Origin of the sequence: Tissierella pigra, from assembly GCF_018917845.1 — a bacterium.
Taxonomy (GTDB): Bacteria; Bacillota; Clostridia; order Tissierellales; family Tissierellaceae; genus Tissierella; species Tissierella pigra.
In genome coordinates, this window is the sequence record NZ_JAHLPJ010000001.1 from 1,368,011 (window position 1) to 1,381,115 (window position 13,105).

10 protein-coding genes are annotated in these 13,105 nt (G+C 30.4%); all 10 read left to right on the plus strand.

Going from position 1 to position 13,105, the window contains the following annotated elements:
* The first annotated feature begins 51 nt into the window (after positions 1-51).
* The 10 genes from eutH (at position 52) to KQI41_RS06710 (ending at position 12,863) form a co-directional block, all read left to right on the plus strand.
* Positions 52-1,134 carry an ethanolamine utilization protein EutH gene (gene eutH, locus KQI41_RS06665; protein WP_154439204.1) on the plus strand — a complete coding sequence of 361 codons (1,083 nt, stop codon included), beginning with the start codon at positions 52-54 and terminating at the stop codon, positions 1,132-1,134.
* Positions 1,124-2,902, plus strand: a complete 1,779-nt coding sequence (locus KQI41_RS06670) for an aminopeptidase P family protein (RefSeq protein WP_154439203.1) — start codon at positions 1,124-1,126, stop codon at positions 2,900-2,902. Before eutH ends, KQI41_RS06670 begins: the two co-directional genes overlap by 11 nt.
* Before the next feature lie 165 nt (positions 2,903-3,067).
* Positions 3,068-4,294 (plus strand): FprA family A-type flavoprotein, encoded by a 1,227-nt coding sequence (locus KQI41_RS06675; protein ID WP_216585059.1) that lies wholly within the window; start codon positions 3,068-3,070, stop codon positions 4,292-4,294.
* Positions 4,295-4,428: 134 nt separating this feature from the next.
* Positions 4,429-6,306 (plus strand): excinuclease ABC subunit UvrC, encoded by a 1,878-nt coding sequence (gene uvrC, locus KQI41_RS06680; RefSeq protein WP_216585060.1) that lies wholly within the window; start codon positions 4,429-4,431, stop codon positions 6,304-6,306.
* On the plus strand, positions 6,307-6,498 hold the full coding sequence (locus KQI41_RS06685) for a PspC domain-containing protein (protein ID WP_216585061.1): 192 nt from the start codon (positions 6,307-6,309) through the stop codon (positions 6,496-6,498). It begins immediately after the preceding gene.
* Between the two features lie 226 nt (positions 6,499-6,724).
* Positions 6,725-10,249, plus strand: coding sequence for a pyruvate:ferredoxin (flavodoxin) oxidoreductase (nifJ, locus tag KQI41_RS06690; RefSeq protein WP_216585062.1), 3,525 nt, complete (start codon positions 6,725-6,727; stop codon positions 10,247-10,249).
* 383 nt (positions 10,250-10,632) lie between these two features.
* Complete coding sequence (locus tag KQI41_RS06695; protein WP_216585063.1) at positions 10,633-11,070, plus strand: hypothetical protein; 438 nt, start codon at positions 10,633-10,635, stop codon at positions 11,068-11,070.
* Positions 11,071-11,349: 279 nt separating this feature from the next.
* Positions 11,350-11,727: an amidase domain-containing protein gene (locus KQI41_RS06700; protein WP_216585064.1), complete on the plus strand. Its 378-nt coding sequence runs from the start codon at positions 11,350-11,352 to the stop codon at positions 11,725-11,727.
* Between the two features lie 29 nt (positions 11,728-11,756).
* A complete protein-coding gene (locus tag KQI41_RS06705) occupies positions 11,757-12,194 on the plus strand; it encodes a hypothetical protein (RefSeq protein WP_216585065.1) in 438 nt (145 codons plus the stop codon).
* 312 nt (positions 12,195-12,506) lie between these two features.
* Positions 12,507-12,863 (plus strand): hypothetical protein, encoded by a 357-nt coding sequence (locus tag KQI41_RS06710; protein WP_216585066.1) that lies wholly within the window; start codon positions 12,507-12,509, stop codon positions 12,861-12,863.
* The last annotated feature ends 242 nt before the right edge of the window (positions 12,864-13,105 follow it).

The window sequence follows — 13,105 nt, forward strand, 5'->3', positions numbered from 1 at the left end:
ATATAAATATAGTATAATAAAATCATTATAATTTGAAATATGAGGTGAAAGATGATTTATATAATGGTTATCTTTTCCGCTATTGCTGGAATAGATAAAATATTAAATAATAGATTTGGGTTAGGAGAAAAGTTTGATGAAGGCTTTAAATCCTTAGGTGGATTAGCAGTATCTATAATAGGTATTTATAGTTTATCTCCAATTATTGCTAAGGCCCTTGTTCCAATACTTAATCCAATAGCAAATGTTTTAAATACAGATCCTTCTGTATTTATAGGAAGTTTACTGGCTCCAGACCTGGGAGGTTACAACACAAGTGTTGAAATAGCATTAAATAAATCAATAGGAGAATTTAATGGACTTATGCTTTCTTCTATGCTTGGAACTGTTATATCTTTTACCATACCTATTTCAGTGGAACTAATACCTAAAGAGGATTTTAACTACTTTGCTAAGGGTGTATTAGCAGGTATTATGACTATACCCATTGGAATGGTCGTTGCTGGAATCATGATGGGAATAGAATTTATTTACATTGTATTTAATTTGATTCCAGTTATAATATTTTCGGCTTTGATAATTATTGGGATATTTAAAATACCCAATACCATAGTTAGAATATTTAATGTAATAGGTAAAGTCATTATAGCCATTAGTACCTTTGGCTTAATTGTGTCTATTTTAAACTTTATGTTTGAAGTTGAAATAATAAATGGTTTAATCCCTTTAGAGGAAGGGGCAATATTAGTAGTAAAAATAGGAATTATATTATCAGGTGCCTATCCAATGTTTCATTTTATATCTAGAGCATTACAAAGATATTTAACTAAACTAGGAAGTAAACTTGAACTCGATGAATATTCTATACTTGGAATATTCAGCTCTTTAGCTCATAGCATTCCAATGTTAGGAATTTATGATAAAATGAATGAAAAAGGAAAGATAATAAATGCAGCCTTTGCTGTATCGGCTTCCTATGTTTTTGGGGGACAATTAGGATATATTTCATCAGTTTCTCCAGAAAATGTTAATGCCTACATAGTAAGTAAATTAGTGGCTGGTATATCTGCAGTTATAGTAGCCATTTTAATAATAAAATTAGAAAAGACTAGGGGGGTAAAAGATGGTAATTAATGAAAGAGTAAAGAAACTAAGAGAACTAATGAAAGATAAAGGTATTTCTGCATATATTGTGAACACAGGAGATCCACATCAATCTGAATATGTAGCAGACTATTATAAAGGAAGAGTATGGATATCAGGATTTACAGGTTCAGCTGGTATTGTGGTGATTACACAAAAGGAAGCAATTCTATGGACTGATGGTAGATACTTTGTTCAGGCAGAGAAAGAATTAAAAGGTTCAGAGTATAAGTTGTTTAAAATTGCAATACCAGGATTCCCAACTTATACAGAATGGTTAAGGGATAACTTAAATAATGGAGATACCATAGGGTTTGATGGTAAAGTATATTCACAATTTGCAGTTGAAAATTTAGAAAAAGAATTTAAAGGAAAAAATATTAAATTTATTGATGAATATGATTTAGTAGGAGAAATTTGGACTGATAGACCAAGTTTACCTACGGAAGAAGCTTTTATACATGAATTAAAATATACAGGTAAAACTGGGAAAGAAAAAATTGAAGAAGTAAGAGCCGAAATGAAGAAACAAGGTGCAGATTATTTTCTTATAGGAAGTTTAGATGACATAGCTTGGCTATATAACATTAGAGGAAGAGATGTATCAAATAATCCTGTAGTCATATCCTATGCACTAATTTCCACGGATAAATCTTATTTATTTACAGATAAAAGAAAGATAAGCAGTGAAGTTGAAGCTTTTCTAAAAGAAAACGGAGTAGAGATTGCTGAATATAATGAGGTTATTGATTATATAAGTAAAATAGATAAAAAGACAAATATTTATATTGATAAAAATAGAATAAACAGATGGTTATATAAGGCTATACCATCGGAATGTAATATAGTAGAAGGCACAGACATTACAACAAATTTAAAAGGTAGAAAAAACCCTACTGAAATTCAAAATCAAAAAAATGCTTATATTAAAGACGGAGTAGCTTTAGTTAAATTCTTATATTGGTTAGATAAAAATGTAGGAAATATTCAAGTTACTGAAGTATCAGCACAGGAAAAGTTATTAGAATTTAGAAAAGAGCAGGAAGGATTTATTGAACCAAGCTTTGGTACTATATCTGCTTACAAGGCAAATGCAGCTATGATGCACTATTCAGCCAATGAAAATTCAAATGCTGAAATAAAAAGAGAAGGATTATATCTAGTGGATTCAGGTGGACAATACTTTGATGGAACTACTGATATAACTAGAACTGTAGTAATGGGACCTATAACTGAAGAAGAAAAAAGAGATTTTACATTAACTTTAAAAGGCCATATAAACTTAGGAAATGCAAGATTCCTTTATGGTGCTACAGGACATAGCCTTGATGTATTGGCAAGATACCCATTATGGCAAGAAGGTATAGATTATAAATGTGGTACTGGCCATGGCATAGGGTTTTTATTAAATGTCCATGAAGGTCCTCATAGAATTGCACCAATTGTAAATACTGTAGTTCTTGAAAAAGGAATGGTAGTAAGTATAGAACCAGGAGTATATAAAGCTGGAAGTCATGGAATAAGAATAGAAAATATTGTAGTAGTAGATGAGGATATAAAAACAGATTCAGGTCAATTTATGAAATTTGAAACATTATCTTTTGTGCCAATAGATTTAGAAGGTGTAGATGTGGAGTTATTATCTGAAAAAGAAAGACTATGGTTAAATGAATATCATAAAGATGTATATAATAAACTTGAATCCTATTTAAGCCACGAAGAAAGAGAATGGCTAAAAAATGAAACTAGAAGTATATAGAGGCTAATAAATATATAAAACTGCTAAACAATATAATTAGCAGTTTTATATTGTAATATTCTGATTTGTTTTTATATCCAATATATGGGTAAATAAGAAATAGTTTAATATATATCAAGGTATGAAGATTAAGACAATAAAGGTAATAATGTAAGGGGGATGTAAATGAATGTAACAAAGGTTACTGAAGATATTTATCAGCTTTCAGTAAATGTAGAAAATATACTATTTGAAGGATTATGGGAAATACCTAATGGGGTTTCTGTAAATTCTTATATAATAAAAGGGGAGAAAACAGCAATAGTAGATGGAGTATGTGGTTGGGATGGAGTACCAGAGTCTCTATTTAAACTTCTAGGTAAACTAGAGATAGACCCAAAATCCATAGAGTATCTTATAATAAATCATATGGAACCTGATCATTCAGGATGGATAGAAGATTTTAAAAAGATAAATAATGATTTTAAAATAGTTTGTAGTCAAAAATCTGCAGAGTTATTAGATGCCTTCTATAATCATAAAGAAAATATTACAATTGTGAAGGATAATGATACTTTAGATTTAGGTAAAGGTCATGTTTTAAAATTTGCAGAAATACCAAATGTTCATTGGCCAGATACCATAGTGACTTTTGACACATTAACAGGGACTTTATTTTCTTGTGATGCTTTTGGTTCTTTTGGAAAAGTTACAGATTCAAATTATGATGATTTATTAAAACAAGAAGAAATAGAGTTTTATGAAAGAGAAGCTGTTAGATATTATTCAAATATAGTTGGAGCTTTTTCTATGCCAACAAAAAAAGCCATTGAAAAATGTGCACCATTGCCTATAAAAATCATAGCACCAGGTCATGGAATAGTATGGAGAAAAAATCCAAGTAAGATTATTGAAGATTATATTAGATATGTTTCTTATCAAAAAGGACCTGCAAATGAAGAAATTACTATTATTTGGGGTTCTATGTACGGTATGACAGAAAAGGCAGTAAACTATGTAGTTGAATTGTTAGAAAAGGAAAGTATAAAAGTCAAATTACATCAAGTACCACAGGATTCTTGGGGAACAGTACTAGCATCAGCTTGGAATTCAACGGGAATAATTCTTGCTATGCCAACTTATGAATATAAAATGTTTCCACCAATGGCAGCAGTTTTGGAGGAACTAGGAAAGAAAAAAGTTCAAGGGAGAAAAGCTTTTAGATTTGGTTCCTATGGATGGTCAGGTGGTGCTCAAAAAGAACTAGATGAAATAATGAGTAGATACTGTATGAATTGGGATTTTATAGAACCAGTTGAGTTTAAAGGAGCTCCTAGAGAGGAAGATTTACAGCTAATTGGAGATAGAGTTAAGGAACTAGTGAAAATAGTAAAAGAATCAGTAAATAATTAATATGATTTAAAATGCGATACTACTTTTAGTATCGCATTTTAAATATCTAAATACAAATAAATTTGGTATAATAAGAATATAGGTTCTAATTAACAATTTTAAATTTAAAATTGACATAAGCATGAGGTGATTTGATGTTTGATATAGAAGAAGAACTAAAAAAACTACCTGATAAGCCAGGTGTTTATATAATGAAGGATAAAAATGAAGAGATAATTTATGTAGGAAAGGCTATTTCTCTTAGAAAAAGAGTAAGACAGTATTTCCAATCAGGAAAAAACAATCCACCTAAGGTAAATGCCATGGTTAAGCATATATTTGAGTTTGAATATATTATGGTAGATAATGAAGTAGAGGCTTTAATATTAGAGGCTAATTTAATAAAGAAGCATAAACCTAAATATAATATTCTACTTAGAGATGATAAGCAATATCCTTATATTAAAGTAACGTTAAATGAAAAATATCCTAGAGTAATGAAGACCAGACAGGTATTAAAGGACGGAGGAAGATATTTCGGACCATATCCCAGTGTATATGCAGTAAATGATGTAATAGAAATTTTGAGAAATATATATCCTTTAAGAACTTGCAATCGTAATTTAAGTAGCTATACTAAAAAAACTAGACCTTGTTTGAATTTTTATATGGGAAGATGTTTAGGACCATGTCAAGGTGAAAATGTAAATGAAGAGCAATATATGGGAATGGTAAATGAAGTTCTCATGTATTTAAATGGCAAAGAAGATAAATTAATTGGAATAATTGAGGATAAGATGAAAGAGGCATCGAAGAACTTGGATTTTGAAGAAGCTGCAAAATATAGAGACCAAATTAATTCTTTAAATTTACTTCATGAAAAACAAAAGATAGAATCCACTACTAATTTGGTAGATCAAGATATAATAGGAATGGCTAGGGGTATAAAAGAAGTATGTATACAAATATTTTTTATTAGAAATGGAAAAATTGTAGGTAGAGAACATTTTATATTGGAAGATACCTTTGAAGAAGACAGAAAAGAAATTCTTAGTTCATTTATTAAACAATTTTATATTGGTGCTTCTTATATACCAAGAGAAATTATAATAGAAGAAGAAATTCAAGATATGGAAGCTATATCTAAATGGTTAGGAGAAAAGAAAGGAACTAAAATAAATATACTAATACCAAAGCGTGGTGATAAAGTTGGATTAATAGATATGGTTAGAAAAAATGCCTTAGATATGCTGAATAAATATGGTGATAGATTTTTAAAGAAAGCAATGGAAAACCAAAAAGCCTTAGAAGAATTGAAAAGTACCTTAGGCATTAGTAACGATTTAAATAGAATTGAAGCCTTCGATATATCAAATATTAGTGGAGTAGAATCTGTTGGTTCCATGGTAGTATTTGAAAAAGGAGAATCAAAAAAATCAGACTATAGAAGATTTAGAATTAGGACTATAGTTGGTGCAGATGATTATGGAAGTATGGAAGAAATCTTAACTAGACGATTTACTAGAGGTTTAGAAGAAAAACGACTAATGAATGAAAATAAAATAGAAGTAAAGGGATTTTCAAATTTTCCAGATTTGATAATGATGGACGGTGGAAAGGGGCAGGTAAATGTGGCTATTAGAGTATTAAAAAACTTAAACCTAGACATTCCAGTATGTGGACTAGTAAAAGATGATTTTCACAAGACAAGAGGAATAATATATAATAATAAAGAGATAAGTTTAAATGAAGATTCTCTAGGGTTTAAATTAATTTATAGGGTGCAAGAAGAAGCCCATAGATTTGCCATATCTTATCATAGATCATTAAGAACTAAAAGGATGTTTAAATCTGAGCTAGATGATATAAAGGGCATAGGAGAAAAAAGAAAAGTGGAACTACTAAAACATTTTCAAAGTATAGAAAAAATAAAGAAGGCATCTATAGAAGAATTATCAGAAGTAAAAGGGATGAATAAATTAGCGGCAGAAGAATTGTATAATCATTTTAATAAGAAAAAGGAGGGCGAATAAATGAAACAATTATTTTTATCTAATACAGATAAGAAAATATCTGGAGTATGTGGAGGAATTGCAGAGTACTTTGGAATAGATTCTACTCTAGTACGACTTGGATGGGTATTATTATCTATTTTTAGTGCAGGATTTCCGGGCATAATAGCATATATTATAGCATGTATGATAATTCCAAAAAGAAGTTTTTAAATTGTTAAGTTTTTTTAACTATTTCTGCAATTTAAGAGGATAGATATAGAATAACTATAAATCTATTCTCTTTAATTATGTATTCCAAAGATTGACTTTCTACCCAATATTTCATATACTTAAAGGGTAAGAAAATATGGTTATAAAGTATTGAAACACTTTTGATTAGCGAAGTGTTAATTTTTCAACAAACTTACTAGTTTTATAATAAAAAGGAGGTATACAAATGGCAAAAGTAATGAAGACTATGGATGGTAATACGGCTGCATCCCATGTAGCTTATGCTTTCACTGATGTAGCAGCAATTTACCCAATTACACCATCTTCAACAATGGCAGAATTAGTAGACGAATGGTCTGCTAATGGCAGTAAAAATATTTTTGGTCAAGAAGTATTAGTTAAAGAAATGCAATCTGAAGCAGGAGCAGCAGGAGCAGTTCATGGTTCTTTATCAGCAGGAGCATTAACTACTACATTTACAGCTTCACAAGGTCTACTACTTATGATTCCAAATATGTATAAAATGGCAGGAGAATTACTTCCAGCAGTGTTCCATGTTACTGCAAGAGCTCTAGCAGGACATGCACTTAGTATATTTGGAGATCATCAAGATGTTATGGCAGCTAGACAAACGGGTTTTGCATTACTTGCTTCAGGTTCTGTTCAGGAAACAATGGATCTAGCAGGAGTTGCTCATCTTGCTGCTATAAAAGGAAGAGTGCCATTCTTACATTTCTTTGATGGATTTAGAACAAGTCATGAGATTCAAAAAATTGAAGTAATGGATTATAAGGATTTAGAAAAACTGGTTGATTACGATGCACTTAACGAATTTAGACAAAGAGCATTAAATCCAGAAAGACCGTATACAAAAGGTACTGCACAAAATCCTGATATTTATTTCCAAGCTGCAGAAGCTGCTAACCCATACTATGAAAAAGTAGTAGATGTTGTAGTGGAATATATGAACGAAATAAATAAAATAACTGGTAGAGATTATAAACCTTTCAACTACTATGGACATCCAGAAGCTGAAAGAGTAATAGTTGCTATGGGTTCAGTTACTGAAACTATAGAAGAGACTATTGATTACTTAATGGAAAAAGGTGAAAAAGTAGGGGTTATTAAGGTACATCTATATAGACCTTTCGCACCAGAATACTTCTTTGATGTATTACCTAAGACTGTAAAGAAAGTTGCAGTATTAGATAGAACTAAAGAAAAAGGTGCTGTTGCTGAACCACTACATTTAGATGTTAAAAACATATTCTATGATTCAGACATAAGACCAGTTATAGTTGGCGGAAGATATGGATTAGGTTCAAAAGATACTACTCCATCACAGATATTAACTGTGTATGAAAACTTAAACCAAGATAAACCAAAAGATAGATTTACTATAGGTATAGTTGATGATGTAACTAATCTATCATTAGATATAAAAGAAGTTATAAACACTGAACCAGAGGGAACAATTAAATGTAAATTCTGGGGATTTGGTTCTGACGGAACAGTTGGAGCAAATAAGCAAGCTATAAAGATTATCGGTGACGATACAGATATGTATGCACAAGGATACTTTGCATATGACAGTAAGAAATCCGGTGGAGTTACTATTTCTCATTTAAGATTTGGACATGAGCCTATAAAATCTACTTATTTAATTACTGATGCAGACTTTATATCATGCTCAAAGCAATCCTATGTATATCAATATGATTTATTAAAAGGACTAAAAGACGGCGGAACATTCCTTCTAAACTGTACATGGAATGAAGAAGAACTAGATTCACATCTACCAACATCAATGAAAAGATATATTGCAGAACACAATATTAACTTCTATACAATTGATGCAACTAAGATGGCAGTTGATATAGGACTAGGCGGAAGAATAAACATGATAATGCAGTCAGCTTTCTTTAAATTAGCTGAAGTATTACCATTAGAAGAGGCAGTTGCTCACTTAAAGAAATCCATAGTTGACGAATATGGTAATAAAGGTGAAGAAGTAGTTAGAATGAATTATGAAGCAGTAGATAAGGGAATTGATTCCTTAGTTAAGATAGATGTTCCAGCAACATGGAGAGATGCTGAAGCTGAAGTTGTAGAAGATAACAAAGACGTTCCAGAATTTATAGAAAAAGTTCTTAAACCAATGAATAGACAAGAAGGTGATGATTTACCTGTAAGTACTTTCGTTGGCAGAGAAGATGGTTCATTCCCACATGGAACATCAGCATATGAAAAACGTGGTATAGCAGTAGATGTACCAAAATGGATACCAGAAAACTGTATTCAATGTAATCAATGTTCATATGTTTGTCCACATGCAGTTATTAGACCTATTCTTGTAAACGAAGAAGAGAAAAATAATGCACCAGAAACATTTGAAACATTAAAAGCTACAGGAAAAGGATTAGAAGAATATGGATTCAAGATTCAAATTAGTCCATTAGATTGTACAGGATGTGGAAACTGTGCTGATGTATGCCCAGCAAAACAAAAAGCTTTAGTTATGACACCATTTGAAGAAGAATATGAAGTAGAAGCTAAAAACTGGGAATATGCTATGACAGTTAAGGCTAAAACTGATGTAATGGATGAATTCAGTATAAAAGGCTCACAATTCCAAGAACCATTACTTCAATTCTCAGGAGCTTGTGCTGGTTGTGGAGAAACTCCATATGTAAAATTAATTACTCAATTATTTGGTGATAGAATGATGATTGCCAATGCTACAGGTTGTTCATCAATCTGGGGTGGTTCTGCACCATCTATGCCATATTGCAAGAATCAAGAAGGTAAAGGACCTTCATGGGCAAACTCATTATTTGAAGACAATGCTGAATACGGATATGGTATGGCAGTAGCTGTTAGCCAAATGAGAGATAAATTAGAAGATTTAATGAAGGAATTTGTTGAATTAAATATAGATGAAGAATTAAATACTCATTTTAATGCTTGGATAGAAGGCAAGAAAGATGCAAAAGCTTCAAAGGCTGCCACTGGTATGATCCTACCAAGATTAAATAAAGAAGTAGATAACGCAAGAGGAAAAGAAATCCTTGCTGAAATCGAAGAGTTAAAGGACTATCTAATCAAGAGATCTATGTGGATATTTGGTGGAGATGGTTGGGCATATGACATAGGATTTGGAGGACTTGACCATGTTCTAGCTTCAGGAGAAGATATAAATATATTTGTTATGGATACTGAAGTATATTCAAATACTGGTGGTCAATCATCTAAAGCAACTCCAACAGCAGCAGTTGCGAAATTCGCAGCTTCTGGTAAGAGAGTAACTAAGAAGAACTTAGGTCTAATGATGACTTCCTATGGATATGTATATGTAGCTCAAGTAGCAATGGGTGCTAATATGAACCAATTAATGAAAGCACTTAAAGAAGCAGAATCCTATGATGGACCATCTATAGTTATAGCTTATGCACCATGTATCAACCATGGAATAAGAACTGGTATGGGTACAACAATTAAGCAAGAAAAGAAAGCTGTAGATACAGGATACTGGCATTTATTTAGATTTGACCCAAGATTAAAAGATGAAGGTAAAAATCCATTTGTTCTTGATTCTAAAGAACCAACAGAACCATTTATGGACTTCATCAACTCTGAGGTTAGATATACTTCATTAAGAAGAACATTCCCAGAGGTAGCAGATGAATTATTTGATGCAGCTGAGAAAGATGCTAAGGATAGATACGAGCAATATAAAAAAATGGCTGAATAATATATAACAGTAAAAAAACAAGGTTGTGGGGACGCCCACAACCTTGTTTTTTTATATTGTAACATATGACTAAATTGAATTTAAAGTTAACGAAAACAGATAGTTAGACAAAATTCGAGTTTCTTGCAAAATTTGTCTAACCAAATATGTTGATTTTGCTATTACTGTATGTTTTAATGTATATTAATGAACCTTGTTGTACAACTAAAAAATTCTAATGGAAGATGGTATCATTCAATTATGATAACAGGTGAATCTAGGGGAGAATTATTATATTCAGGACATACCAATGACAATTCAAATGAAGTATTAAGGGATACTGGTGAGAGGCAATATAGGATAATAAGATACTAATATATTAGACTATAGTAGGGTGATTTTGAATGAATAAAAAAAAGATATTAATCAGTATATCTATAGTATTTATCATTATGATTTCTATAATTATATATATGAGAAGTCAATCAATTTATGCAAAAAGTGAAAATGGAGAATGGAAAGCTTATTATAGAAGGGAGTTTTTAGACCCAAAAGCAACATGGAGTGGGTATCTTTATTATACAGGACAAGATACTGATATAGAAGTAGCTACTACATTCATTGTAAATGGAAATAAATATGCTGATAACAGTCATTTTTCTAGTAGAGATGTGAATTATACTCCTTCTTTTTTGGAGAAACTTGCATTTGGAGGAAATCCAAAAAAAGTATTTACATTTGCAGTATTTGGAACGGAAAAGAAAGCGAGTGAAGATTGCGAATTAATAATTAAATATAAGGTTGATGGGGATATATATGAGGAGAAACTAGTTTTTAAATAGTAGTTGTATAAATATAAATAAATATTAAATAGAATCTTTTTAGATTAATTTAAGGTGTAGGAAATAAAGTCTAGTTGTTTCTAAATCTCGTGTTATTTACATTATCTTTTATCTTTAAAAATTACTTCTTTATAAATATGAGGGTACTGAAAAAGTATACTTTTTCAGTACCCTCATAAAATTCAATTATTTTTCTTCCATATTAGAGATTATTTTTTGAAACGGCTTACTTTATTTTTAAAATGATATGATAAAAATTGTGTGTATAAGAAACGATAAATGAGTATAAATATAAAAACTGGAATTACTAATACTGTAAGTAGATGGTATAGCATAAAATATGATGAATGGCATGGAAATAATTCTGTATATAAATGGAAAGAATCATCCTATTGGATAGGAGTTGAGGATTTTTATGCCTATAGTATTAGGAATGGAGCGAGATCATATATCTGTGATTCTTTTAGGGAGATAGAAAATAGAGCACGTATAGGAGATGTTGTAAAACTAAAAATTTCTAATGGAAGATGGTATCATTCAATTATGATAACAGGTGAATCTAGAGGCAAGTTATTATATTCAGGACACACCAATGACCATTCAAATACAGAGTTAAGGGATACTGGTGAGAGCCAATATAGGATAATAAGATACTAATATATTATAATATAGTAGGGTGATTTTGGATGAATAAAAAAAAGATATTAATCAGTATATCTATAGTATTTATCATTATGATTTCTATAATTATATATATGAGAAGTCAATCAATTTATGCAAAAAGTGAAAATGGAGAATGGAAAGCTTATTATAGAAGAGAGTTTTTAGACCCAAAAGCAACATGGAGTGGGTATCTTTATTATACAGGACAAGATACTGATATAGAAGTAGCTACTACATTCATTGTAAATGGAAAAAAACTTGTTGATGATGGCTTTTTTTTCAGTAAAGGTAGCAAGTATAACCCTTCTTTTTTAGAGAAGCTTGCATTTGGAGGAAATCCAAAAAAAGTATTTAATTTTGCAGTATTTGGAATAGAGAAAAAAGCTAGTGATAATTGTGAATTGATAATTAAATATAAGGTTGATGAGGATATATATGAGGAGAAACTAGTTTTTAAATAGTAGTTGTATAAGTACAAATAAATATTAAATAGAATCTTTTTAGATTAATTTAAGGTGTAGGAAATAAAGTCTAGTTGTTTCTAAATCTCGTGTTATTTACATTATCTTTTATCTTTAAAAATTACTTCTTTATAAATATGAGAGTACTGAAAAAGTATACTTTTTCAGTACCCTCATAAAATTCAATTATTTTTCTTCCATATTAGAGATTATTTTTTGAAACGGCTTACTTTATTTTTAAAGTGATATGATAAAAATTGTGTGTATAAGAAACGACAAATGAGTATAAATATAAAAACAGGGGTGATATTTATGCAAAGACGGGAAAAAAGAAAATTTATAAAGGAGGGTATAGTTGGATACATACAAAAAATAATAATTGCAGTTATTATAGTTCTTATGATTGCTTTTATAATAAGTTTGCTTACTGATGCAAATTTTAAAAAAGTATTAGGGTTTTCTGCCTTAATAACTTTGACTATGGGCATATTTTCTACTTATGGAAGCAATAGTGCTATTCGACAAAGTGGATATATATTTATAAGGGAACAATCAGGAGGGGCAAATGCAGCAAAACGTAATTTTGAACTGCGCAATGATAGCTATAGATTTTTCATATCCACGGGGATTACAGCAGGTATTTTATATATTATATATTTACTGATATAAAATGTGAATAGTAACAAAAAAGTCGAATTATGTCTAAAAAAATCGAACCAAATTCATTGACAAGGTTTTCTATAGATTAGTATAATAAAGCCAACCTTAATCATAACTTGGGCTATTTACATAGGAAAAGGATAATTACAAAAAAATAATGAAACTTTTCTAAGTATAGGAGGCGAGATAATGAGTCAATGGGGATATTTTGCAATATTTTTAACTATAGCAATTATAACTAAGGGGTATGG

Excerpts from the sequence above, each read along its gene's own strand:
- eutH (WP_154439204.1), top strand. The coding sequence starts at position 52 with ATGATTTATATAATGGTTATCTTTTCCGCTATTGCTGGAATAGATAAA.
- KQI41_RS06670 (WP_154439203.1), top strand. The coding sequence starts at position 1,124 with ATGGTAATTAATGAAAGAGTAAAGAAACTAAGAGAACTAATGAAAGAT.
- KQI41_RS06675 (WP_216585059.1), top strand. The coding sequence starts at position 3,068 with ATGAATGTAACAAAGGTTACTGAAGATATTTATCAGCTTTCAGTAAAT.
- uvrC (WP_216585060.1), top strand. The coding sequence starts at position 4,429 with ATGTTTGATATAGAAGAAGAACTAAAAAAACTACCTGATAAGCCAGGT.
- KQI41_RS06685 (WP_216585061.1), top strand. The coding sequence starts at position 6,307 with ATGAAACAATTATTTTTATCTAATACAGATAAGAAAATATCTGGAGTA.
- nifJ (WP_216585062.1), top strand. The coding sequence starts at position 6,725 with ATGGCAAAAGTAATGAAGACTATGGATGGTAATACGGCTGCATCCCAT.
- KQI41_RS06695 (WP_216585063.1), top strand. The coding sequence starts at position 10,633 with ATGAATAAAAAAAAGATATTAATCAGTATATCTATAGTATTTATCATT.
- KQI41_RS06700 (WP_216585064.1), top strand. The coding sequence starts at position 11,350 with ATGAGTATAAATATAAAAACTGGAATTACTAATACTGTAAGTAGATGG.
- KQI41_RS06705 (WP_216585065.1), top strand. The coding sequence starts at position 11,757 with ATGAATAAAAAAAAGATATTAATCAGTATATCTATAGTATTTATCATT.
- KQI41_RS06710 (WP_216585066.1), top strand. The coding sequence starts at position 12,507 with ATGCAAAGACGGGAAAAAAGAAAATTTATAAAGGAGGGTATAGTTGGA.